Annotated in this window: 23 protein-coding genes; 3 read left to right on the top strand and 20 right to left on the bottom strand. The window is 34.2% G+C overall.

The window, feature by feature from the left end:
- Positions 1 to 91: 91 nt before the first annotated feature.
- Positions 92 to 832, top strand: coding sequence for an LPS export ABC transporter ATP-binding protein (gene lptB / locus IQ05_RS11410; RefSeq protein WP_086452666.1), 741 nt, complete (start codon positions 92 to 94; stop codon positions 830 to 832).
- Positions 833 to 863: 31 nt separating this feature from the next.
- Here the strand turns inward: lptB and IQ05_RS11405 are convergent, their stop codons facing one another.
- Positions 864 to 1,730 (bottom strand): glycoside hydrolase family 25 protein, encoded by an 867-nt coding sequence (locus tag IQ05_RS11405; protein ID WP_144893065.1) that lies wholly within the window; start codon positions 1,728 to 1,730, stop codon positions 864 to 866.
- 8 nt (positions 1,731 to 1,738) lie between these two features.
- Positions 1,739 to 2,455 (bottom strand): CDP-alcohol phosphatidyltransferase family protein, encoded by a 717-nt coding sequence (locus IQ05_RS11400; protein WP_144893063.1) that lies wholly within the window; start codon positions 2,453 to 2,455, stop codon positions 1,739 to 1,741.
- A gap of 238 nt (positions 2,456 to 2,693) precedes the next feature.
- Here IQ05_RS11400 and IQ05_RS11395 point away from each other — a divergent pair, with 238 nt between their 5' ends.
- Positions 2,694 to 3,764, top strand: coding sequence for a putative type IX sorting system protein PorV2 (locus tag IQ05_RS11395; protein WP_449404243.1), 1,071 nt, complete (start codon positions 2,694 to 2,696; stop codon positions 3,762 to 3,764).
- Between the two features lie 132 nt (positions 3,765 to 3,896).
- Positions 3,897 to 5,036 (top strand): lipoprotein N-acyltransferase Lnb domain-containing protein, encoded by a 1,140-nt coding sequence (locus IQ05_RS11390; protein WP_144893337.1) that lies wholly within the window; start codon positions 3,897 to 3,899, stop codon positions 5,034 to 5,036.
- A 21-nt stretch (positions 5,037 to 5,057) separates the two neighbouring features.
- On the opposite strand, the gene IQ05_RS11385 is transcribed toward IQ05_RS11390, so the two are convergent.
- From IQ05_RS11385 to IQ05_RS11300, 18 genes are all read right to left on the bottom strand, one after another.
- Positions 5,058 to 6,452 (bottom strand): exopolysaccharide biosynthesis polyprenyl glycosylphosphotransferase, encoded by a 1,395-nt coding sequence (locus IQ05_RS11385; protein ID WP_144893061.1) that lies wholly within the window; start codon positions 6,450 to 6,452, stop codon positions 5,058 to 5,060.
- 160 nt (positions 6,453 to 6,612) lie between these two features.
- A complete protein-coding gene (locus tag IQ05_RS11380) occupies positions 6,613 to 7,956 on the bottom strand; it encodes an O-antigen ligase family protein (protein WP_144893059.1) in 1,344 nt (447 codons plus the stop codon).
- A complete protein-coding gene (locus tag IQ05_RS11375; RefSeq protein WP_144893057.1) occupies positions 7,953 to 9,029 on the bottom strand; it encodes a glycosyltransferase in 1,077 nt (358 codons plus the stop codon). The genes IQ05_RS11380 and IQ05_RS11375 overlap by 4 nt, the downstream gene beginning before the upstream one ends.
- A complete protein-coding gene (locus IQ05_RS11370; protein WP_144893055.1) occupies positions 9,026 to 10,144 on the bottom strand; it encodes a glycosyltransferase family 4 protein in 1,119 nt (372 codons plus the stop codon). The genes IQ05_RS11375 and IQ05_RS11370 overlap by 4 nt, the downstream gene beginning before the upstream one ends.
- Positions 10,141 to 11,070, bottom strand: a complete 930-nt coding sequence (locus tag IQ05_RS11365) for a methyltransferase domain-containing protein (protein WP_144893053.1) — start codon at positions 11,068 to 11,070, stop codon at positions 10,141 to 10,143. The genes IQ05_RS11370 and IQ05_RS11365 overlap by 4 nt, the downstream gene beginning before the upstream one ends.
- 86 nt (positions 11,071 to 11,156) lie before the next feature.
- A complete protein-coding gene (locus IQ05_RS11360; protein WP_144893051.1) occupies positions 11,157 to 12,176 on the bottom strand; it encodes a glycosyltransferase family 2 protein in 1,020 nt (339 codons plus the stop codon).
- Positions 12,166 to 13,185 carry an exostosin domain-containing protein gene (locus IQ05_RS11355; protein ID WP_144893049.1) on the bottom strand — a complete coding sequence of 340 codons (1,020 nt, stop codon included), beginning with the start codon at positions 13,183 to 13,185 and terminating at the stop codon, positions 12,166 to 12,168. Before IQ05_RS11355 ends, IQ05_RS11360 begins: the two co-directional genes overlap by 11 nt.
- Positions 13,186 to 13,190: 5 nt before the next feature.
- Complete coding sequence (locus tag IQ05_RS11350; protein ID WP_144893047.1) at positions 13,191 to 14,039, bottom strand: FkbM family methyltransferase; 849 nt, start codon at positions 14,037 to 14,039, stop codon at positions 13,191 to 13,193.
- Positions 14,029 to 15,582, bottom strand: coding sequence for a glycosyltransferase family 2 protein (locus IQ05_RS11345; RefSeq protein WP_144893045.1), 1,554 nt, complete (start codon positions 15,580 to 15,582; stop codon positions 14,029 to 14,031). Before IQ05_RS11345 ends, IQ05_RS11350 begins: the two co-directional genes overlap by 11 nt.
- On the bottom strand, positions 15,579 to 16,727 hold the full coding sequence (locus IQ05_RS11340) for a glycosyltransferase family 4 protein (protein ID WP_144893042.1): 1,149 nt from the start codon (positions 16,725 to 16,727) through the stop codon (positions 15,579 to 15,581). The genes IQ05_RS11345 and IQ05_RS11340 overlap by 4 nt, the downstream gene beginning before the upstream one ends.
- 89 nt (positions 16,728 to 16,816) lie before the next feature.
- The gene (locus IQ05_RS11335) at positions 16,817 to 17,689 is read right to left on the bottom strand and encodes a hypothetical protein (RefSeq protein WP_144893040.1); all 873 of its coding nucleotides are present in this window, start codon (positions 17,687 to 17,689) and stop codon (positions 16,817 to 16,819) included.
- Positions 17,690 to 17,739: 50 nt separating this feature from the next.
- Entirely contained in the window at positions 17,740 to 19,173 is a 1,434-nt protein-coding gene (locus IQ05_RS11330; protein ID WP_144893038.1) for an MBOAT family O-acyltransferase, read from the bottom strand.
- Position 19,174: 1 nt separating this feature from the next.
- Positions 19,175 to 20,572 carry a glycosyltransferase family protein gene (locus IQ05_RS11325; RefSeq protein WP_144893036.1) on the bottom strand — a complete coding sequence of 466 codons (1,398 nt, stop codon included), beginning with the start codon at positions 20,570 to 20,572 and terminating at the stop codon, positions 19,175 to 19,177.
- Positions 20,573 to 20,660: 88 nt separating this feature from the next.
- Complete coding sequence (locus IQ05_RS11320; protein WP_144893034.1) at positions 20,661 to 21,536, bottom strand: N-acetylneuraminate synthase family protein; 876 nt, start codon at positions 21,534 to 21,536, stop codon at positions 20,661 to 20,663.
- A gap of 211 nt (positions 21,537 to 21,747) precedes the next feature.
- A complete protein-coding gene (locus IQ05_RS11315) occupies positions 21,748 to 22,908 on the bottom strand; it encodes an acylneuraminate cytidylyltransferase (protein WP_144893032.1) in 1,161 nt (386 codons plus the stop codon).
- Positions 22,905 to 23,753, bottom strand: coding sequence for a hypothetical protein (locus IQ05_RS11310; protein WP_208653365.1), 849 nt, complete (start codon positions 23,751 to 23,753; stop codon positions 22,905 to 22,907). Before IQ05_RS11310 ends, IQ05_RS11315 begins: the two co-directional genes overlap by 4 nt.
- 61 nt (positions 23,754 to 23,814) lie before the next feature.
- Positions 23,815 to 25,254: an MBOAT family O-acyltransferase gene (locus IQ05_RS11305; RefSeq protein WP_144893028.1), complete on the bottom strand. Its 1,440-nt coding sequence runs from the start codon at positions 25,252 to 25,254 to the stop codon at positions 23,815 to 23,817.
- A 1-nt stretch (position 25,255) separates the two neighbouring features.
- Positions 25,256 to 26,134, bottom strand: coding sequence for a glycosyltransferase family 2 protein (locus IQ05_RS11300; protein WP_144893026.1), 879 nt, complete (start codon positions 26,132 to 26,134; stop codon positions 25,256 to 25,258).
- Positions 26,135 to 26,144 lie beyond the last annotated feature (10 nt).

The raw sequence follows: 26,144 nt of genomic DNA, 5'->3' as shown, positions 1-26,144 counted from the left end.
TGTATATTCAATAAAAAACTATCATTATACCCAATTGTTTGAAAGTGCACATTTCAAATTAAACTACAAACTCATTAAACTGATAACTTAAATGCAATTAAGAGCCGAAAATTTAATTAAAACATACAAAGGAAGAAGTGTTGTAAAAGGGATTTCTGTAGAGGTAAATCAAGGAGAAATTGTAGGCTTACTAGGACCCAATGGAGCTGGAAAAACTACATCTTTTTACATGATAGTAGGATTGGTTAAACCCAATTCGGGAAATATATTTCTAGATGACTTGAACATTACTGACTATCCTATGTACAAGCGTGCACAGCAAGGCATAGGATATCTTGCTCAAGAAGCATCCGTTTTTAGAAAACTAAGTATTGAAGATAACATTCTCAGTGTTTTGCAATTGACTAAACTTTCTAAGGCAGAACAAGAAGCTAAAATGGAAAGTTTAATTGAAGAATTTAGTTTAGAACACATTCGCACAAACCGTGGTGATTTACTTTCGGGTGGAGAACGACGCAGAACCGAAATTGCAAGATGTTTGGCCACCGACCCAAAATTTATTTTGCTTGATGAACCTTTTGCAGGGGTTGATCCAGTAGCGGTAGAGGATATTCAAAGGATAGTAGCGCAATTGAAAAACAAAAATATTGGTATCTTAATAACTGATCACAACGTACAAGAAACTCTTGCTATTACTGACAAAACCTACTTAATGTTTGAAGGCGGTATTCTTAAAGCTGGAATTCCCGAAGAATTAGTAGAGGACGAAATGGTACGTAGAGTGTATCTTGGACAAAATTTTGAATTGAGAAAAAGAAAGTTAGAATTTTAATTTCGGCAATAAAATTAGTGTGCCTTTACTGTTACTCTTCTAGGGTAATGTGTTGTAATTGTTGCAAATCGCCGTTGTAAATATTTACGTCTGCATTCCCTTTTATTCCCGGTACCGAAGCTTTCTCTGTAAATTGCCAAAACAACCAATTGTCTTTCATTTCTTCTCTATAAAAATTGTAATTGGCTATCCAAAAAAGATAGTCACTAAATTCCTCTTTCAAAAAATCATCGTAATAACGTTCTCCCGTGTAAATGATCGGTTTTACTTGATAATGCGCTTCTACGGCCTGTAACCACCTTCTCAAACCAAGTTTTAAATTTTGAATGGATTGGTTTTTTGGAAGTTTTTCAAGGTCAACCACTGGAGGCAAATCTCCCTTTTGTAGGGTGACGGTCTTTATAAAAAGTCGGGCTTGCTCTATAGAATTTTCATTGGGACGGTAATAATGATAGGCTCCTCGGATCATTTTATTTTTTTTGGCACCAGCCCAATTTTGATTAAATTTTCTATCCTTTCGATCTTTTCCTACCGTGGCTCTTATAAATACAAACTGAATCGGATATTGCTGCTCTAACGTATCGACATAAGACCAACTTATTTTTCCTTGGTATTCAGAAACATCTATACCCACACTTTTTCCGTTGCTTTTTTCAAGGACCTGCACATTTCTAATGTCTGAAATTCGTTTTTCTTCGGCAGTTTGGGAATTTATTTTATTGGATTTAAATCCTAAATAATACGCAAGACCTCCTCTGTAATGATAGCCCAGATATAAAATCACACCCAAGAAACAAACAACTAAAAACCACCAAAAAAGATTACTTTTAGAACGCTTCGTTTTTCTAGTCGTCGTTCTATTGTATGAATGCTTTCTTGTGCTGACTTTTTTTCTCATTACAAAAATTACTTTTGTAAAAATTTATTTTGGATTACAGAAAGAAGGATATAGAAAGTAATTAATAACGGAATTCCCAGAAACCCAAAAAATAGCATAAGACAAAGGGAAACTGCTAAGAATAGTATTTGTAATTTATTTTCTTTGAAACTAAATTTTTTAATTTTCAATGAAAACAGTGGAATCTCAGCATTAAGCATGAAAGCACTTAATAGTGTTATTACTAATAAAAACCAATCGTTAGTTAGCAATTCAATTACAATTAAGGAATCGGTATTTGCTAAAACAAGAGGTAAACTTAAAATAAAAAGCGCATTTGCTGGAGTGGGAAGTCCTATAAAAGAATCGGATTGACGGGTGTCTATATTGAAATTAGCCAATCTATAGCAAGAACCTAGTGCAATTATAAAACCTAAATAAGGGAAATACTGCCATGGTGCAGCTGCCGCAGTACTTAAATTACTAATCATCATGTGATACATAACCACTGCTGGTACTACACCGCTCGTAACCATATCTGCCAATGAATCAAGTTGTAAACCTAATGGACTAGAGACATTGAACAAACGGGCAAAAAAACCATCAAAAAAATCTAAAAAAATCCCGAGGCATACAAAAAAGAACGCCATTTTAAAATCTTGATGAAAAGCAAAAACAAGCGCAATACAACCAGAAAAAAGATTGAGTAATGTGATAATATTAGGAATGTGTTTTTTAAGCATCATCTGTGGAGCGTTATAAATTAATAGGACAAATTTAGTACAATAAGTCTATGAAATACACGTTTTTTTTTAATTCATACATTTAAAATTGGCACAAAAGAATTCTATTATATAGCTTTATAATTGGAGAACTATACTTTTACAATCGTTATAGCGTTATAATTCAATTTACTAATAGCATGAAGCTCATTAAAAAATTCTATTTTTGAAAAAAAATAGCACTACATAAAAAACCATATACTTGAAAAAAAGTCTTTTCATAATTACACTTTGCATAAGTACCGTTGCTAGTAGTCAAACTGTTCGGAAATATTCTAACGAGTTCATGAATATTGGAGTAGATGCTGCGGCATTAGGCCGATCAAATACTGTTGTTGCTTCTACAAAAGACGTGAACTCTGGATACTGGAATCCTGCGGGTCTTGTAGCTCTTGAGGATCATCAAGTCTCATTTATGCATGCCAATTATTTTGCCAATATTGCCCAATACGATTATCTAGCCTATGCGAGTCCTATTGATGAGCGCTGTGCATGGGGAGTTTCTTTGATCCGTTTTGGGGTAGATGATATTTTAAACACCACTGAACTTATTGATAGCGAAGGAAATATTGACTACAATAGAATCAGCTTATTTTCAACAGCTGATTATGGTTTTACCTTTTCGTATGCTCGAAAGCTACCCGTGCCCGGATTTCAATATGGGATTAATGCGAAAATAATTCGGCGTATCATAGGAAAATTTGCAAATTCTTGGGGTTTTGGTTTTGATGCTGGAATACAATTTGAAAAAAACAATTGGCAATTTGGCTTAATGCTCCGAGACATTACTACTACTTACAACGTTTGGGATATCAATGAAAAGGAATACCAAAAAATTGCAAATGCTATTCCAGGTGAAAACCAAGAATTACCCGAAAGCGCCGAAATTACCGCACCAAAAATCCAAGTAGGATTGGCTAAAAAATTCATATTTAGATATGATTACAGTATTGAAGCAGCGGTTAATATGAACATGCGATTTGCTAAAACAAATGATTTGATTTCAACAGATGGCATTAGTATAGATCCTGCTGTAGGACTAGAATTTGGCTATACCGATTTGGTTTTTATCAGAACAGGAATGGGGAATTTTCAAAACGTAATGCAACTTGACGGCAGTGAAAAAGTAGGTTTTCAGCCTAATGTGGGATTAGGATTCAAGTACAAAGGCATCCAAATAGATTATGCTTTGACAGATATTGGTAATCAAAGTACCGCGTTATATTCTAATATCTTTTCCTTAAAGGTTGACTTAAGCATTTTTAGAAATTAAAATTTCTTGATAGATTATTAATTTTAAAAAGGTTTTCAAGTTTGTTTTGAACAAAAATAAAGAGGTCAAAGCTTATTATTTTTATATTTGTTTTCTGTTTCATTACTACAAATCCAACTAAACTACATGAACATGCTAGCATCAATGGTTAAAAAAAATGCACTTATACTTTGTTTTTTAATCGTATCGCAATGGGTTTTCAGTCAAAAAACTTTATTATCAAATAGTTCTAAAGTAAGTGTAATTACTTGTGGAACAGGAAATGAATCGTATTCCCTTTTTGGTCACACAGCATTGAGAATACAAGATCCTGCAAACGCATTGGATTTGGTTTACAACTATGGTGCATTTGATTTTCAAACCCCAAATTTTGTTATGAAATTTGTAAAAGGAGACTTGCAATATTTTGCTGCAGTCCATACATTTCCCGAATTTTTATCTCAATATCAGTATGAAGAAAGGGCTGTTATTGAACAAGAATTACAACTTGCTAACGTCCAAAAACAAGATTTGTTTGATGCATTAAACCAGTCTCTTACATCAGGATCTAGTTATTATACTTATAAATTCATAGACAAGAACTGCACCTCAATGGTGGTTGACATGATCAATAAAACGCTCAAAACGAAACTAATTGTAAATAAATCCCACCAAGACGAGACATACAGAGCTATTTTGTTTCCCTATTTTCAAAATCACTTTTATGAAAAACTGGGAACAAGTATCATTTTTGGAACCAAAGTAGATCAGCAAGGCACACAGCTTTTTTTACCCTTTCAATTATTGGAAAGCTTGAAGAAAATTCAATATCAAAATAACCCAATTGTATCAGAAACTAAAACACTGCTTTCACTTAACAAGGAAGCTCCGTTTTCCTACTGGAACAATCCTTACACTTATTTCGCTTTACTTTTTTTTATAGTGTTACTCAACAAGCGATTTATAAATTTATTTTTCTTGAGTATAATGGCTTGTATTGGATTATTTATCACTTTTGCATGGTTCTATTCCTTGCATCTTGAACTAGCAAATAATTATAATATTTTGCTTTTTAATCCTACGCTACTTGGATTTTTATTCTTTTTTTGGAGAAAAAATAAAAGAGGGATCTATAGACTTGCTCTTTTTAACTTCCTTTGCTTACTGGTTTATCTGGTAATAATGATCAACAAAGTTCATCTTATTCTTGTGTTGCCATTACTTGTAACTTCTGGAATCATTTTAGTGAGAATTGCCATCCAAAACAAACGTAGAATTCCAATTATTATCTAAGTGTTCAATGATAAATATAATTTACTGACCGCGATAAAACAAAACGGTTGTAATGGTTTTAAAAACTATATTAAGATCAAGATAGATACTACGGTGTTTGATGTAGTATAAGTCATATTGCAACTTTATAACACTATCTGATATGGTATCGCCATAGGAATAATTAACTTGTGCCCAACCGGTTAGTCCTGGTTTAATAATATGACGAGTATCATAGAAAGGCATGATAGTCCCAATTTCTTTGACAAAAACAGGACGTTCTGGACGTGGACCTATTACTGACATATCGCCTTTGATAATGTTGATAAACTGTGGGAATTCATCAATTCTTGTTTTTCTTAAAAATTTTCCAAAAGCTGTTACTCGACAATCATTTATGGTAGTGAAAACGGCTCCGTCTTTTTCGGCATTTTCAATCATCGTACGGAATTTCAAGATTTGAAAAACAATACCATTTTTGCCCACTCGTTCTTGAAAATAAAACAATCTCCCTTTGTTACCCAAACTATTTCCTATCCATAAAAATGGAATCAAACACAAACCAATAAAAACACCTAACAAAGCAATTGCAATTTCACAGAATCTCACAATTAATAAATACAACTTGTTATGGTTGCTTCGACTAAAAGGAAAACAGCGGTAAAAATCTTTTTCCATGTACTGAATAGGGATACGCTGGGTTTTACTTTCGTAAACTTGAGTGTATTCTCTAATTACTGTTCCCGACTCTAAAACATGAAGTAAATTTTGATACAAGATAGTATCCATGCCCTCTTCATGATGTGTAGACACAACAATTTCGGATACTTTATTTTCTTTGACAAATTGCAATAGATCATTCGCCGTGATTTCAGGCACATAGTTGTAATGTTTACTTTCTGTATCAGGTTGTGAAACATTGACATACCCTAAAATTTTATAATGTGGGTCTATATCTTCAAGACCCTCTATAAGTTCTTGAACTCGTTTTTGGTCACAAATTAAAATTGCATTTTGATAAAATCTAGTAGAGGCTAAAAAAATAACATACAAGATGCGCCAAGAATATAAAGAGAGGAAAGTAACACTGAAAAACAATAAGATTTGAAGCCTACTACTTGGTAAAACAGGCGAGAAAAAAGGTGTTAACAGATATACTAACGCAGTAACAGAGGCGGTAATTAAAGTACTTTTTAAAACTTGAAATTGATTGCTTGCTATCTGCAAGTTGTACATTTCGAAAATGGTACCAAAGAAATTGATGTACACTGCAAGGACTATTGTCCAATAATAATTAGTTGTTGAAATACTAAAATAATCAAACACCAAAAACTGACCCAATAGATATAAGGCTGTTAAAACAAACAGAACGTCAAAAAGTCGTAAAATTAACTTACGTTCCGAAATTTCAAAGTGTATTTTGCCAATGGAAAACATAAGTGGTATTTATGATTGGTACTGCAAGATACTACTTTTAAGAGCAAATAATTTTAGAAAATCCGTATTTTTTTAACAAATATAGTAACTCAAAAAAAGCAAAATAATACTACAACATTAAAGAACAGTATGAAATAGCAACTATGATGTAACACGCACTTTATTGTGTTTCGTCTCTTGACGAAGGACGTAGTTGCACATTTAACAGTGCCAAAGAATAAATAAACGCAGGTGCGGCAGTACGCATGGCTGCGTGATTAATGGTCAGAAACCAAAATACTACAAAACAAATTAAATACATGTTAAACTTGTTTTCTACAAACAAAACAAAGGGTGTGATAATCAAAATTAATAATCCTATGAGTCCTAAGGATCCATGCTCAGCAAGCATTCTAGTTATTTCATCATGAGATACAACTTTAATGCCTATTTCCTGCTCCCTAATCTCCACTCCCTTTCCTACACCTACGCCAAGAATCGGATTTTTAAAAAACATATTGATTTCATTTTGAGCCACATCTTCTCTTCCTGTAAACTGACTTTGTTTTGCTCTTCCTGCAGCATCTTGATTGGCATAACGTTTATCAATAAGTCCACCCGTTTGATAAGAAGAGTAAGACCAAATGGCCATCATAGCGAATGCTATAATAATGAACATATAACTTAATTTAACTTTCCCTGTACTATTTGATTTGAAGTATAAGAACAATAACAACATAACAATCATAAAAAAACCAGTAATCATACCTCCTCTTGAAAAAGTAACCATTCCCCTATACCCAATATTCAAGGCAATTATCAAATTAAGTACAACCAAAAAAGTATTTTTTGATTCTAAAATAATTCTTGAAAAAAAGATAAACATTCCTAAACCTAAAAAAGTAGCAACTTGATTCGGCCCAAATCCCCCCGATGTTTCAAAACTGGATTGGGTTCCTGTTATAACGTCCCGAACATTGGGTGTATAAAAAATAAGATAAACAGTGCAACTCACAATAGGTAATCCAACACAAAGAAGGATTGAATTCATTTGAGCCAAACTTATTCTTCTGCGATAGGTATACAAAGAAGCAAATGCCAAACAAATAGGTCCCGAAATATTAAATCCGATTGCATTTTTTATATTCGTATTGAAATTCAGTACAAAAGTAGACATGATTATACCGGGAATAAGAAGGAATAAAAAAAACCAATACGGGAAAGCAGAACGAGAAAACCCCTTAAAATACATTCCCAAAAACAAAAAAATAATGACCTCATATTTTGAAAATTCATAGGATATATTCCCTCCGGTCATTCTTAAAATTATTTCACTACCTACTACATAAGCAGCAACTTGCAAGCATTCATTATTTGCATTTTGTTTTTTAACAATATAATAAATTCCTAAAAAAAACACAGCGTATCCATACAATTTGGCCACAAAAGGAGCTATAAAAACCAACATACCTAGTACGGCATGCAGGAGAATTAAAAACAAATAGGTCTTATCGTCTTTTTTCATTTATTGTGCTTTTCCAACCAACTTAAATAACGCGAAATAACATGCTCCTCTGAGAAGTTCGTATGAACGGTATTTTTCAGCTTTGAGCCAAATGTAGTTCGTTTTACCTCATCCTGCATCAAAATCAGCAGTTTTTCATAGAATCTTTTTGAATTTTGAACTACGAGATACCCATTTTCACCATCTTTAATTACAGCTCCATTTTCCCCCACATTAGTAACAACGGTAGCCATGCCTACGCTACCATATTCTAACAAAGCAAGAGGTAGCCCTTCTGAAGATGAAGTCAATATCCCAATTGTCGCTTGGTCTAAAACATTTGAAACATCACTTCTAGTTCCATAGATAAAAACGGTTTGCTCAAGATTAAGGGCTACAATATTTTTTTTTAAATCATTCGAATAATTATCATTAAAATCTTTACCTACAAGATGAAAGGTCCAGTCAGGATGGGAATTCTTGACTAATACAGCAACTTCTAAAAGTAGAGCATGGTTTTTTTGAAGCCGCAAATTAGCTAAAGATACTATTCGTTTTCCCACTTCACCATTTAACTCACTTATGCTTTGCTCGAGCTTTTGGGGCGTAGTAAAATTTTCTAAATAAATAACATTATTACTAAACCCTTTAGTTTCTGCCCAATTTTTTAATTTTTGGTTTACTGCGATAATCCCACTAAAAAAGGGCAAGGTTAACCGTAACGCCAATGTGGGTCTAGCCGGTAAAAACTCACTATCTCCATAGTGATCGTGCCAAACCAACTGCAAAGAAGGATGAAGCAGTTTTACAATAAAAGCTAAAAAGAAGGAGGTACTATGCGCATGAATAACTTCAATATTATGTTTAGCAACATATTGGCGCAAAGCCCAAATAGCTTTAAAATCAAGGGTTCTTTTTTTGTTTAAAAAAAAATAAGCGGTTTTAGACTCAATATGCTCTCGCAATGGTCCTTCCTGACGCGTGCATACAATCCCCGAAAAATCAATTCTTGTGTTTAGCGCATTGGCATAATTCACAGCCATTCGTTCAGAGCCTCCAGCAGCAAGTGTATCTATGAGTTGTATGATTCTCATGGTTGTAAAAGCAATTGGATTTCGTTTTCAAAACGCTCTATGGTATATGCTCTGGACCAATCAGCTGCCGCTTTGCGTTGTGTTTCTTGCTTAGTTGCATCTTGTAAAAGAGCAAAAATCTCTTTACCATCCTGCTCTAATTGCATGGTAAGCAAAACTCCTCTTTTGCCAAAATCTAACATATTTGGAACACAAGATACTGCAGTTGCCAGTGGAATACAACCCCAAAACATCCCTTCGGCAATGGCTTTGGGCCAACCCTCACTATTCGAAGGTAATATCACAAAATGACTGGATTGATAGGCATTTTTTACCACTTCACTACTTTGATTTCCCATTACAGTAATCCATTGAGACAAATAATTAGTATTGACATACTCTTCTAAAGAAACTTTTAAAGGTCCGTCACCATAGATTTTTAAAGTAACACTACAATTTTGATGTAATAAATTTTGGATAAGTTTTATGGCGTAAAGAGGATTTTTCCCCGGTACCAATGCACCCACAAAGACAAACGTAAAGACAGCATTTGGACTCCATGGTTCAAGTGGAACTATTTCGTTTTCTGAATAACTTGCCGTAAAAAAAGGTTTGCAATTTAAACTGTTGTTTTTCCATTCACCATACACCAAAACATTCATGTTCTTGGTCCAGAAAGTAGAATTCAAAATCCACTTTTGCAACCTATACGTCCAAGGTTGTTTTGGATTAGGATCCCAATTGCCTGCATACTTAGCTGTTTTTGGGGTGTTAGGAAAAAATATTTGAACAATACAGCCTAGCATTCCTATATTTCCAGGACATCGTAAATGAATATGATCTGCATTTTGCATTGCTTTAAAAAGCTGGATGCAAATTTTTGGAATTTTAAAAAAAGCCTGCAATGTACTCGTAAAATGAAGCACATCAAAACGTGCTACAGGTATAAATTGTAATTTATTGTGTGCATAAAAAGCATCAATTACTTTATGAGCTTGATTTTGTAAAGGAGCAATAATAGTAGCTGTATCACAATGTTTTAACCACAAATTCATTTCTTTAACATAAGGAGCATAGGCATAATAACGCCCGTCTTTATGAACATGAGGAACATGGGTAATAACAAGAAGTCTCATTTTTTTAATTGATAAAACTCCGTTAATAAGTCTTTTGAAGATCGGGGCTGAGAATCTTTTTTAAAAGTAAAAGCATATCCTTTTGGCATTGAAACGGATCGTCTGGTAAGATTAGCTTTCGGGCAATCTAGGTATTTCATCCATCCTAATGTCAATCTAGTGACTAACAACCACGCACTTCTTACCCATCTAGTAGAAGATGTATTGATGAAAAAATTAGATACCGTAACCGCTACATTTGCTGCGTTTCCCTCAGTTATTTCAGAGGTAACAACGGCACATTCCCGAAACAAACTTCGCATACCAGTAAAAGTAAATCTAAAAAAATCATAGGGTTCAGCATGATATGGAAATGATTGTGGAGCTTCTATTTGCAAAAAACCATTTATTTTGGTAACCCTTTGTAACTCTTCACAAAAAAGCCACGGATGCAAAGTATGCTCTATAACTTGTGCCGCCAAAACAAGATCAAAACAAGCATTCTCAAACGGGATATAATGCCCATCAAAAATATAATCTGGTTTGAAAGTAGCATGAACATCTGTGGTTATAACCTCGCAATCAGTAAAAATATTTTTATAATAAGTAGCTTTTTCACCCACACCTACAATAAGCACTTTGCTACCTTTAGCCAACCTTTTTGCTAGTTCAGTATACCGCTGATCCATATTAAAATCAGCACATAAAGCAGGTAACATTTTTCTACGGATGTAATTCTTCAGGTTTGAGGTGTCTAAATGAGCCCCATTTTGAGTAGTCACTTTGGCTTTGCAAATATCCTCGTAACAAAACATAGATTGTGATCCAAAAAGAACTGGAATCCCATTAAAAAAAGGCAACTGACTGCCATCGTCAAAATGAAAAAAATCTTTTGTAGATGATACTAATTTAGCATGTGTATCAGGATGAATAATGTGTTTTTGCATACAGTAGGGTAAATTGCGGCATTCAAATTTAATGCTTTTTTATTCGAAAAGCCAACGGAATTCTTAGCGAATCTTTTGCAATTATATTAAAGGCCTCCATAGTCCTTAATTTGTATTTGCGGCGGAGAAAACAAAACCGATATCCATCCAATAACTCTTCCTATAGTTTCTAAAAATGCGGCTTTTTTATCATTGCCCCTTAAAGAATTTGTACCTCTGATGCACAATAACAAAACGGTAATTAGATGCCATTTGAGCCTATCCTTGATTTTAGGATTTGGGTTCTTCACGCGCCACACGTACCACCCGTTTCGAACAACCATTTTACCATATTTATATTGATTTGGCCGGCCATAAGGTTCGTGATAGTGGTGCAATTGAGCCTTTGTATTGATAGCATTTCTGCCATATTGCAAAACTCTCAAACTGAAATCAGCATCTTCATACAAGCCATATCCTTCAAAATAAGTAGAAAATTGCAACTCCTTAAAAACACTTGCCCGAAAGGACATTGCCATGCCTATTAACAAATCCGCATCATAAGTTTTACCCGTTAGTGGATAACCACAAGTACGACCATGAGAGAAATTAGGCATTTTTCCGGGATGCAATGGAGAGGACAAACCCAGATAATTGCGAACTACATTGCGCAATCCCTCGGGATAAACATAATTTTCCCATTGATAAAAATAATGAGGATGATAAGAAATATTCTGTTTTTTTTCTTGCCATTTATTTTCGTTCATTGCAATACCTCCCACTCCTACAAGGCCTTCATCCTCTTTGAATGTTTTAATGATTTCCAAGCAATAATTAGGAGTAAGTATGGTATCATCGTCCAGAAAACAAATGACTTGGGAACTTCTATCACTTTTTTGAATGCCAAAATTTCTTTGCTTTGTCAAACCTCTTTCTGATTCACTTACTTTGTAATAAGCCACCTTAGCAAAATCATGTTGTGCAATAGCATTTTCCGTATCTTGGTTCTCACTCCCATCAATGATTAGAATTTCATCTGGATAAAGGGACTGCTTCGCAACAGATAGCAACAGTTTTACCACGGCTTGTGGGCGCATGTAAGTACATATAATGAGACTAAACTTCATTTATTTTATTTTTAAAAATACCATAGATAGTACTAAAATAAGCTTCTCGTTCTAAAAAATTCAGCCATAAATTACGGTTGTCAATTTGCATTTGAATAAAATCTTTTGGCGATATAGCCTTATGAAAAGCGACTAACTCTTGTATCATGTTTTCCTCAGATACCATTACGCAATGTTTACTCCAATCAATTTGATCATCTAGAGGCAATCGAATATCCGTGTTAACCACTACTGGAATCCTTCCCATGGCCAACGTTTCATAAAACCTAACCGAAAAATTTCCTGCTCCACGCATGCAAAACGTGTACGGATTAGCAGCAATATTATCAAAAAATTCCTGTCTTGCAATGGCTTTGTCCTGAACTGTTTTTGCACCAGCACTATAATTTTTTCTCAAAATAAAATTAGTTACTACTTTTTCACTTTTTGATAATTGTTTTAAAAAATGATAACGTTTTGTACTAGAAGGATAAAACTTTTGAAAATCAGCTTGTTCCCGCTTTAAAATGATATCTAAATTATTTTTACAATACCCAATTAATTCTTTTAACTGTTTAGTAATTGAATTAGCTGCATGTCCCACAAACCCTATTTGAGGCAACGCAGTTTTAGGAATAGCAGCTACTACTTGATCTTTATTTTGAAAGGGATCATTGATAAAAGACGGCAAAATAAAAGTAGCCCTTGGTAACTTAGAATGAAAACCGCCGTTTCTAAATACTTGAACAGCCGAGTCTAATGTTAGTCCAAAATCTCCACCAGAATACAGCCAAACTATTTTACGCCTTTTTTGGGCCTCAGAAATAAATTGATTTAAATCATTACGGGTACCAAACCGTCGCAAATTTACTGGAACTATTGCTACATCACACGCTTCAAGAGTTGATACGAACTCGTAAAGGGTATGCAAAATACTATTATCTGTATAACACAAATCAAACAACAACGGAAAAACTTCTTTGCGGTTTTCAGGAGTTATAAACAGATGATTGGTATAAATTTTTAGCATTTGTATTATTTGCTTTTCTTAATGAAAATAGTATTGAATGTCAACGTGTTAAAACTCTCCATTTCAATACACTTTTTATTCTCCACATCGTATCGAATAGGTACAAAGTTAAAAGAAAGTAATAATTCAAATATTTGTTGGTTGGTATTACCAAATTTCAAATTAGACGAGTTTAACTCAATAATAATATATTTGAGACTTTCACGCTTTAGTATAGCTGTTGCTCCTTTTAGAACAAAATATTCATAACCTTCAACATCAACTTTCAAAAAAGTTGGGGCAAAATCAGCCAAAATTGTATCGAGTTTTTTTACCTCAACGGTAACATATCCTGACTCCTGCTCTAAAGCAACTGCATTCATGACTCCCTTATGCTGTGTAAAATTCAAAAAGGATTCCTTTTCGCCTATTCCAATATTATATGTTGTGATTTTTTGCGAAAGATTATTTAAATCTATATTTTTTTTCAATTTTACAAAAGTGGATGGTATTGGTTCAAAAGCTATTACATCTGCTTGACATATTCCTGCAGCCAGTAAAGTAAAATGTCCCACATTTGCTCCAACATCAATAAACAGCTCATTCGGTTTTAAATGATGCAACAAAAACATAGAATCTTCGTAATCAAATAGTTTATAATAAATATTTGCCACAATACCTGCATCTCCTTTTTGAGCATAAAACTTCAAACCATCAATCCAATCATATTGTCTTGGTTTAGGATGTAAACTTTGAATACTATTGAATGAAACATATCTAAAAAAAGCTTTCAAAACATCATCTTTTGTTAATGGATGCTGCTTAAAATCATCCCATCTTTTGAGTAATTTAGCATAGGTGTATTTAATTCTCATGTTGCCCCATTTTTAATTTTTGTGCCCAAAAAATGCTTCTTTCCCATTTTTTATTAAAATTACGAACAAAAAGAATACTCTTTAAAATGGGCTCTTTTTTTAGAAGCTTTAAAAAAAGTAATAGCTTAAAACCTTTTAATTGCTCTAAAGTAAAATGTTTTAAATAGACATACAATATAGTAGGTGATGGTTTGGGGTGAATGCAATCTTGTTCCCATAATTGAGGCTGTGGCGTTCTAAAACCTCCCGACGATGCTTTGAGATGCGTGATTTTTAAACTGGGAAAATAAATAATATCACAACCTGAATTTCGTATTTGTAGACCAAAATCAGTATCCTCTCCATAACCAAATTCTAATGCCTTATCAAATCGAATGTTTTTTAAGGATGGCGCAGCTACAAAACTATTTCCCGACCCAAAAATACCGGATTGATGAATGGTATTGAATATTTGAGTTTCACCCTCTTGCAAATAAGCAGTAGTTATAGCTTCTAAGCCATACTTTGTTGCGTTTTGTAACACATCCCGAATCAAATGTTGTCCAAAACGGTTGTCATCATCCCCAAGAAATACCCACTCACTTTCCACTAGATCTAAAGCTAGATTTCGGGCATTGCAAGCTCCCGTTTGATGTGTAAAGACGTGTTTTACAACAAAAGGCCAGTTTTTTTCTTGCAAATATTCTAGTTCTGAAATACTATCAGGAATAGGATTTTGCTCAATCACAATTACATGTACAGGCAAATGAGATTGGGCAGCCAAATCAAGAAGTACATCATATAAATACGCTTTCCTTCCCAAAGTAGGAATGATAACATCAATAGAAGGCAACTCTTGAGCATCTTGGGCAGCATCTGCCATTAAGGACTCAAAAATAAGGTTCAGATACAAGCGACTTTTAAAAAACAAGGCCTTTAAAAGAGGAAAAAAAGCGAATCGTTTTTCATGAATCAACACCATAAAAAATAAAAAGAACACCCATTGCTTTTTAAAATGCTGGCTCACAAACTTAAACACTGTAAACGTACTTACAGGCTTTTCTGGAATTCCATCTTGATTATCAAGTAATAATTGTGGTTCAGCATAACAAAATAGGCCTTTGATCATTCCTGTTTTTGCAATAGAACACAAAAAATAATCCAAATTGACATCTGGTTTAAGCTGTGATTTATAGCGCTCTAGTACCGAGGCGTGTATCACTCCCACGGTTGAACTCATGCACCACGTAGGATAGGTAACGGTGTGATTGACTTTTAAAAAGGGAGACTGCTCTATATAGCCTACTACATTTTGAAAAGGCAAATCTGCTGCTCCTTTGTAACTCAACATCACATTTTTATGCTTTGAAAGCGCATCTAAGGCTGTTAGATTCAGTTTTTTCTTCACGTTTTCATGACACCAAACTATTTTTACATTTGGATTTTCACTAGCAATAAGAAATAATGTGTGCGAAATATTGCTTCTATTTAACTTTGAAAAAAACAAAGGCGAAACTCCATCAACGGCAGTAACTTTACTATTTCTATGATATACTATAATCACTTCTTAAGAATTGATTTATAAAATTGAATATTCTCTACTACAATTTTTTCGATATCAAAATGTTGTTGTACATATATGCTAGCATTCTTACCCATTTCAATACCAAGTTGCGGCTGCTCCAGAACAGTAAGAATACGATTTGCAAATTGTTGATGATCTGCTGGATGCACTAAAAAACCACTTTCAGCATCCACCATCAATTCTTGCGCCCAACCAATATTGGTATTTACCACAGGTTTCTGCAAAGCCATAGACTCAATTGTCACCATTCCTAAGGTCTCTGCATAACTAGGAAAAATGCATACTTGTGCTTGTTTTATGTGTTTTTGGATTTCTTGATACGGTATTTTCCCTAAGTACGTTACGTTTTTTACGTCTTCACTGTCAAAACTTTGCTGCAATAACTCCCAAGTAGATGTTGCTCCCGTTGCTATATCAGATGCATCTCCGCCTATCAAAACCAGTTTGGCCTCTGGGAATTTCGTACGCACGATATTGAAAATAGCAGGCAATTCCAGAACTCCTTTTTTTCTAATAATAGTGCCTATGTACAATAACAGTCCGTTCTCAAATTGTGTTGGATTTGGATTTTGAAAATCTTCTAATGCCAATCCATAATGAATGGTTTTTACAGTTTTGTTTTTAATTCCAAATAATTCTTTAGATACTCTTCCTGCGTAAGCAGTGGGAGCTATAAACGCCTTGGCTTTTTTAACAGCTTGCTTTTCGAACCAAAAATTTTTCCATTTTTGTTTGCGCTTTTCAAGATGACAAAAATAGGTATCACTACCATGAAAACGAATTACCAATGGCGCTTTTAGTTTCATAAAAGCAGTAATCCCTGTCCAATCAGGTGCTTCAAGAATATCAATCTTTTTGGTGATTATCAAATCATTTACATAATCCTGAATGTATTTTCTATGCAAATACCAGCCTAGAAATCGGTATTTTTTTGATTTTAAAATATGTATCGTTACTCCATCTTCGTCAAGTTGAGCATTTTCTGCCTGACCATATACAATCACCGTTACCTTAATCTTTTCTTTAGCTAAAGCTACTACCAAGTTTTTAATACTTGTGCCAATGCCCGCAGCGTGAGCTACTTGCTTATGAGGATATTCTGGCGTAAGAAAAGCAATGTGCATAAGGTATGGATTACAAGTTTAATGGCCAATGTATTATTCTAACCCACCGACGTTTTATTCTGCTCTATTTAATTTTGTGTTCTTTACTGTTAAAAAAAATCCGTAATTACAACTGAGGTAAACTTTCTAGCTCCTGCATCATTCAAATGGCCACAAGATGAAAAATATTGATCTCCAATCACCACATTTTCATAATTATGAATTTCAGGATATAATTTGTTTACTTTTTCAAAATAATTCATGCCTTTGGTATTGCTACACATAGGCGTCATGATAGCAATAAAGTTAATGTTATTCTCTTTACAAAGCTGTTTTATTTCTTCAAAATATTTGTTTTTCAAAGGCTTTAAGTTGGTCAAATCATTCTTCATATTTGCCTTTGGATTTTTGTATAAAGGATAATACCCAGAATTATCTAGTAAAGTCGTAGGCTTTTGTTGCACTACATTAAATAACTCTCTAAAACCTATTTTTGCATCAAATGCTACATACCTATAAAACGGTACATAATACATGGATGCAAAATCAGTTTCATTCGAAAAATGATTTGCTATAGTTTGAGATTGATGCAAAAATGGTAGAAAATGTGATGAAACTCCTTCGTCACGCTTTTCATTGGAGAGATTCAAATCAGCTTCTAAAACTACATTTTTTATAACATACTTTTTTTCAATCATTAATTTTAATAACAAAGAGGCTTCAAAAAGATGTCCACCGCTCATTCCGTAATTAAAAGCGCGCAACCCTTTTTGTTCAAACAATGGAGTTACAAAATGATTATTGGCTCTTGAGGATCCTAAAATAACCACATCAAATTTTTGAGATTTGGAGTTATAAACCTGTTCTATCTTTCCTCTAGTGGAAGATTGCAAATAAACAGAGGTGTACAAAACATCCAAGATCACTACTACACATAGGAGTATCAAGAGTGTTTTGCCAATAAAAATTAAAAACTGCTTCATTTTTCGGGTTTTCGAGGTTGAATTTGAGGTTTCCTTAATCCTATTTATTTTTAAAACTGAAAATAAATAAATTCTTTATAATCAGCGTAAGTGCCTAAAGCTACAATAGCAACAAGACAAAGACTCAGCCTTAGATAACTGTATTTTCCAGAAATAGGTTCTACTTGCTGACGGTTTTTCCATTCTACAAGAACAAAAGCTACTACCAGAACTACAATTTCATAGTTGTACCTTTGATTCTCTAAATACTGTATTTCAAAAATACGATTCGAAAACATTCGTACAATATACTCATAAGCAGCCTCTATAGATTTGGACCTAAAAAATATCCAAGCCAAACAGGTTAAAGCAAAAGTAGTCAGCATGCTAAAGAATACTTTAATACCGCTAAAATTCCAATTTAAACCAACCGTTTCCATATTCGAACGGTTGCGATTTAAAATCAATAATGGCAAAAAGTACAAGGCATTGATAAAACCCCAAGCAACAAAAGTCCAATTGGCTCCATGCCAAAAACCACTAACCAAGAAAATGATAAAAGTATTTCTAATTTTCATAGCCATACCTCCTGAGCTACCTCCTAGCGGAATATACAAATAATCTTTGAACCAAGAAGAAAGCGAAATGTGCCAACGCCTCCAAAACTCAGCTATATCTCTTGAAAAATAGGGGTAATTAAAATTGCGTAACAAATCAATCCCAAACAATTTTGACATTCCCAATGCCATATCAGAGTAACCCGAAAAGTCACCGTAGATTTGGAAGGCAAAATACACAGCACCCAACACGAGCGATAAGGCATTCATAGACGGGTAATTATCAAAAATAGCATTCGCATAAGTTGCGCAAGTATCAGCAATGACCACTTTCTTGACTAATCCCCACACGAACTGAAATACACCTTCTTTAGCTTTTTGATAATCAAAACTGCGCTTTACTTTTACTTGCGGTAATAAATGGGTCGCTCTCTCAATAGGACCAGCTACTAGCAAAGGGAAGTAACTCACAAATAAGGAATAATCTACAAAATTATATTCGGCTTTGATGCGCTTGTAATAAATATCAATTACGTAAGATAAGCCGTGAAAGGTGTAAAAAGATATTCCTACCGGCAACACCACATTAAGTAACAATGGACTAGTTTTAAAACCAAAACCATTTACCAATTGAGAAAACGAATCAGCAAAGAAATTGTAGTACTTAAATACTCCTAAAAATCCTAAATTGATTGCTATACTGAGCCAAAACCAAAATTTGCGAGCCGTTTTACTGCTGCTTTTTTCTATTTGAATCCCCGTGTAATAATCTAAAAACGTGGAAAAAATCAGTAAAAATAAAAAACGCCAGTCCCAACACGAATAAAAATAATAACTCGCAATAATAAGAAGTGCATTTTGATAGGACTTGTTTTTATTACAAACAAACCAATACAAGATAAAAACAATGGGCAAAAATACCGCAAAGGCAAGTGAATTGAAAAACATATTAGTTTTTTAAAATAGTTTCTATGGTATCCCAAATAGTTTTAGACGCAACTGATGGATGATTTGACGCAACAATATCAAACCATTTTTTCCCTACTGAAACATTGGATACTTTTTGTTCTAAAATTTGTTCAACCAAGAATTCTAAATCTTTTTTATGGGTACAAAAAACGGCAGCATCTGGGCTGGGCATACTCCTAAAATGAACATAGTTATAGTTTTGACCTATATCCCGAATGCCTTTTTTCAATTGAGGTTGCTCGTAATTAAAATACAAACAGGATTTATTGTGCAAAACAAAATCAAAAACAGTTGAGGAACACACATTGGCCACAAATTCCGAATGTTCACACACATTATATAACAAACCTAAATCAGCTTTTGTGGGTAAAATTTCATTCCACTGTGTTCCTTTGGAGGTCCACAAAGGATCTATCACAGCAATAACATCTTGGTATTGCTGTATTATTTTTTCATATCTCGTGGTAGTATCCACGGGGCATTTCCTGTAAATTATCCCCAGATTATGTCCTTTACCATTTAAACTTCGTACGGCTTGAGCCAAATCCTCTAAATAAAACTGATCAAGTGGTGAGGTAGTTTCGTCATCGCCCGAAAAACAAATGTACTTTTTATGATAATCCAAATTATGTTGGTTACAAAAATCCATTCTGCTTTGTGCCAAACTCGTATCAAAATGAGGTTCAAACTGTGGAGTCCCAGTTACAAAAACTTGATGTTCTTTGATAAACGGATAATAAGTCAATACTTCTTTTTTCATCAAATCACTCCATACACAATAGAAATCTGTTTCTATGAGCTGCATCGCCTTTGGAACATTATCCCAAGAATAAACAAAACCTAATGTAGGAATTCCTAAATCTTGGGCAGCAAGCAATGCGCTTATAGATTGTGTGGCACGCTGTGTGGTACAAAAAACAAGATCTGGTTTATGGGCTTGCAGCTGGGCTTTGCAATACTGATATTTTCTTGTAGAACGTTCTAAACTATTGATTCGTTTTCGAATGCGAATTATACCTGTCTCAGAGGAGTTCAAGCCAATGAGTATTTGGGTAAAGACACTCTTCAAAATATTTTTGATTCCTTTGTAACTAAAAGGAAATTTATAGGTTGCATAAACGGGGTCCTTGATTTTTTTTTGAGAAACATGGAGTTCAACATGCTTTCTAGCTCGAGTGTACAAAGGTGTTAGTGGATGTATTTTATGATTTTTGAGTGGTAATTCCTCATAACCCAATTCATTTTCAAGTGAAAATACCGTGTTATTCCAGTACACAATGGTATTACCCCGTTCCTCTCCCAATTCCTTAAACTGAGTAAAAGCAAAATTGCGCAACCCTACTCCATCTGGAAAAAAAACAAAAACTTTTTTATTCATGTTACCCATTTACTTCAAAAATTCAAACTTTAAAATGCGATTTGGCATACGCATGCATACCCAACACACGATTTAAGAACAAAACTGTTTATCCTTTTTTATTTTTTAATTTATCTCTTTGCACTTGTTCAATTGGCAAAATATCCGTCGACTTAGTTGTCAACGCTTGGTACACTGCTTTTAAATCTCGCGTCAACTTACGCATACCCATTGGCTCAAGAGAGGCGGCATGATCAGTGCCTTTCCAAGTTCTATCCAGGGTATAATGGCGTTCAATAATAGAGGCGCCTAAGGTATAGGCGGCTACATCCACAGCAATGCCTAAATGATGACCTGAAAAACCAATTTGTTTTACTAGTCCTCCATATTTACTTTGCAAAGCATTAATTTCTAACAAACAAACACTGTCAAAAGGAACTGGGTATCCTGAAGTACAATTGTATAAAACCAAATCTTGATTGCGTTCTTTTTTTACGAAAAAGTCTACAATATCTTTCATTTCATCTTGCGTTGTCATTCCAGTCGAAATATGAATTTCCCCTTTGTAATGGTCGCATAACCATTCGAGCATGGCATAATTATTATTACATGCTGATGGAATTTTTATGAATTCAGGTTTTAAAGAGGCTATTTCTTGAGCCGATGTTACATCCCAAACCGATGTAGAATATACTAATCCTACTGATTCACAATATTCTTTTAACTCAGCATGTTGTTCCACTGTGAATTCTAGATACTCTCGGTGCGCTCCATATGTATCGCCATACGAATTGTCTCTATTGGGATGAGGCGAATTGTACTGCTCTATAGTAAGTAATTCTTTGTTGTTTCTTTTTTGAAATTTTACGGCATCTACGTTACAAAAAATCTTTGCAATATGAATCAATTCCTTAGCAATAACCATATCTCCTTTATGGTTACATCCTATTTCAGCTATTACATAAGGTGCTTTGTATACCTTCATTTTTTTAATTTTAGTAAGCAAAGAAAATTATTTTTTTCCTAAAAACGATTACTTTGCCGTATTAATATTTGGCTAAAAACAACACCTCAACTCTATTGCTTTCGCAACATACATCGAACCTTACAAAAACATCTGGATTTACAAATGCCATCTCATTATTTGTATTTCTTTTCGTATTGTATCATAATGCCGTTTGAGTAGATGCTTATTTTTAAGAGTAGCGCACGTTGTATTTCATAATGCGCTCACACACTTCCCTAATGGCACCTTGAGCAGAAGCTTGGGTCAATACATAATCCGCATGTTGTTTCACAATTTCGGTTCCATTAGCTGGACAAAAAGACCAACCTACACTACAAATGTTGGCCAAGTCATTCACATCATCACCTACATACGCTACTTGTGAGTAAGAAGCTCCCTCATTTTTTAAAAATTGTTCCAGAAATGAATATTTGTCTTTGACTCCCATAAAACAATGTTCTATCTGCAATTTTTTCATGCGGGTTTTTACCAATTCGGAGTTTTCAGAGGTCATAATTACAACTTCTACTTGATTTTGTCTGATTATTTCAAGTCCCATCCCATCACGCATGTCAAAATACTTCATCAATTCCCCATCAGCTCCATAGTATACACCACCATTGGTAAAAACACCATCAACATCCAGAACCAAATAGGATATTTTATCATGCTTTTTACTTTTTTGTAAACGATGCGCTAGCAAGTGGGTTACTATTTCCCAGTCCGAAGTTGAATCAATCTCCGTATAGGACTCTTCGTCCATCTCTACAAGTCCTATGTTGCCACTTATTCTGTTTTTTGAACGTACAAATGCAGCTTTGGTAGTGGCATATATGGCTCCATTTTCAACCAAAAGTCCTTCAAAATCCTGGCGTCTAGGTCTGTTGTAGATGTCATAATTTTGTGGTTGACCCGACGCATCCCAAATAAAACGGTGTGTTTTAACCACTGTAAGAGCTGCATCATAAGATTCCTGTTCTACTTTGGCTAAAACGGTATTAATTGCTACTCGTTGCGTTAAAGGTGACGTTGCCTGAAGCAAGCACAAAACATCATAATCATGATCTAGAAGCTGAGTAAACTCATTCATAACACTTTCGGTTGAGGCCGTATCCGTTGCATTCTCATCAGTTCGCAAGAGTGCTTTTACTTTTGAACTCCAATTGTATTCTTTTTCTATATATTGAATAATTTCTTTATCATCTGTAAACACATATACTTCATCTAAATTTGAAAAAATAGCTTCGCTCAAAACCCAGGAAAACAAGGGTCTCCCTAACATTTTTTTCTTGTTTTTTCCTGGTATTCCTTTAGAGTTTTTGCGTAGCGGAATCAAACCTATTTTTTTCATTTCAGGTAGTTTTTATTTTGTATAAAGGTACTTATTTCATTTGTAAAAACTTGGGCGGCTTTTTGCTGCAAATGGGATTCGTCATGAAAACTAGCTTCCTTTTGATAAATCGTGTTCAGGGTATCGTAAACCATAACATCATGTGCAGGCACCATTTTTAAAAACCGCTTGTAAAATTGTTTGTCGAATGCCCCATAACTGGGAGGGAAAACATAAACTATTTGTATCTTATTTTTGAAACACAATTGTTGTAACGCCTTAAAAGCGGTTATTTTTTCTGTATTTTCTAAGGCACTATTATATTGATGAATCGGATTTTGTTTACCAATAAAAGAAGCTTTTCTGTTATAAAAAGGCATGGAACCCCAAGCATCAATTTTTCCGTCAAGCGGAATAGCTACTTTTGATAACGAAAAATTGGATCGATTGAGACGCGCCAAACAAAAAAACCAAGAAAGCACATTTTTTTCTTTTTGACGGATCAACTCTTGTGTGATATAATTGTATTTAGCTAGTGGATACAAACGATCAAAACGAAAATTAAGTGTTTTTTCATTTACAAATTCATGCGGATTATCAATGGTTAAGACTACCATTTTTGGCTTTTTATTATATTTTAATACTGATTTTAATACAAAATAATGAAACCTAACATCTGATCCAGGATAGGAAAGATTGTATGTACTGTGCCTTGTTTTGCTTTCTATTTGTCCTGCCAAAATATTATTTGCGCCTCTTGAAGACCCTAAAATCAACACCTCTTTGTTCATCTTTCCCTCTAATATTTGTTCTAAACGCGTGTCGTACTCCAGTGTAGGCGCATGATGTAAGAAAAAATAAAACATCTTATCCACCACAAAAAAAGTAGCTAAAAAAAGGACACTATGAAGGATAAAACGCCGCATATTAAAATTGAAAATAGATGAATTGTTGTTCTACAGGACTACTAAACACGAAAATGAGAATTAAAATAAAACTTACAAAAAACCATCTAACTACTCTATTTCCTTGTAAATTAAAGTTTTCTAATGCAAATGCATTCCTACGACCAAACCATTCTACAGTGATACAAAATAAAATAAGTACTAAAACATTGGTCGGGCGTACACTGGGTATTGTAAATAAAGAAATTGAAAAAATACCCGAAATATAATCAATAGCAGCAGACAAAGAATTGGCCCTAAAAAAAATCCACGCTAGGGTTGTCATTAAAAAAGTAGTACCCATTTGACAAACCTCCTTACCACTAGGCCATGTATTTGAAAAAGCTACTATCTCAATATGTTTTCGATTTTTTTGCGCTAGCAGCAAGGGTACAAAATACAAAGCATGTAAAAGTCCCCAAACGATAAAAGTCCAATTGGCTCCATGCCAAAAACCGCTCAATAAAAAAATGATACAAACATTTCGGATTTTTAAAAAACGAGAGCCTGCACTACCTCCCAGTGGGATGTACACATAATCTTTGAACCAAGAGGATAATGATATGTGCCAACGACGCCAAAACTCAGCAATATCTCTGGAAAAATAGGGGAATGAAAAATTTTGAAGCAACTCTATTCCAAAAAGTTTTGAGGTTCCTAAAGCAATATCTGAGTAACCACTAAAGTCGCCATAAATTTGGAAAGCAAAAAATAAAGCTCCCATAAATAAGGTGCTTCCGGATTCCTGTGGTGCATTATTAAAAATTGCATTGGCGTAAAGCGCACATTGATCAGCAATCACAATTTTTTTAAACAATCCCCACACTATTTGATACAATCCATTTACTGCTTGCTGGTATGAAAATGTTCTATTTTTTTTGAGTTGGGGTAATAAATGAGTGGCTCGCTCAATTGGCCCAGCAACCAAAAGGGGAAAATAAGATACAAACAAAGCATAAGCTATGGGGTCTTGCTCTGGAACCAGTCGTTTTTTATAAACATCAATCACGTAAGATAGTCCGTGAAAAGTGTAAAATGAAATGCCTACTGGTAAAATAATTTCCAACACGTACAAATCAATGTCCAAACCCAACACCTGCAGTGCTGACTGCATAGAAACTGCAAAAAAGTTATAATATTTAAAAATTCCGAGGAAAGAAATATTAATTCCGATGCTTGTCCAGAACCATATTTTCCGGATATGTTCTGATTTTGAATTTTGCATTTGTAACGCCGATACATAATCTAAAGCAGTTGAAAACAACAACAATCCAAGAAACCGCACATCCCAACAAGAATAAAAATAGTAACTACACAACAACAAAAAAATATTTTGAGCCTTGCTTGATTTACCCAAAACATACCAATACACCACAAAAACTACGGGTACAAATAAGGCGTACATGAGGGTGTTAAAAAGCATATTAGTAAGGCATATTTTTTAATTTTTGAATAGCTTTAAGTGTTCTATTTTGAATAGGACATCTGTATTTTAAGGTATCAAATAAAGTAAATATCATGTGTCCAACAGCACGCCAGTACAATTTAAAAAAAACAAAATCAGTACAAGCATAACGCTTGAAATTATGAAAAAGCAAGCGCGCTATTACAGGCAAAGGATTAGGATAATAGACTAGATAGAGTTTGAAACTATTGCGTAACTGTCGTTCAAATCGGAAGTAATTCTTGCCTTGCAATTTTCTTTTTTCGATGTCAATTCTATGATTGACTACAATATCATGTGCAAAAAATATAGTATAGCCCGTATCCAGAACCTCAAAAGCCACGCAAGGTTCCTCACCATAAATATCGATCCACGTAGGGAACCCATTGGTAATGGCGTATACTTTTTTGGCTATAGCAAAACCACAACCTACAAAATCTTTAGTGTAAAACGATGTTTTATTCTTTGCTTGAAGCAAAGCTAAATCATCTGTTGGGTAAATTCCTTTAACTTCCTGAAAAGCCAAGATTCCCAGTTGAGTATTAGTCTCAAAATGCTGTTGTACCTTTGGGATAAAATCAGCACTAATAGGATGTGCATCATCATCAAGACCAATGAATAAAGTACCCACAGCTTTTTGATACAAAATAGCTCTTGCCGGAGAAGCACTAATACTATGATCCCAAACGGTCCATTTTACCCAATCAAACTCTGTAACCAATGCCTGAGTAGCCACACACCCATCAATAAATACTAAAACTTCATGCTTATCAATTGTCACAAGATTTTGCAACCGTGATAGCGTATACCGCAATTCATCGGGTCGGTTTTTAGTAACAATTAAAAAGGAGATATCCATAATGTAGCAA

This window comes from Flavobacterium tiangeerense (assembly GCF_007830355.1).
Taxonomy (GTDB): Bacteria; Bacteroidota; Bacteroidia; order Flavobacteriales; family Flavobacteriaceae; genus Flavobacterium; species Flavobacterium tiangeerense.
This window is presented reverse-complemented; position numbering and strand designations above follow the sequence as displayed.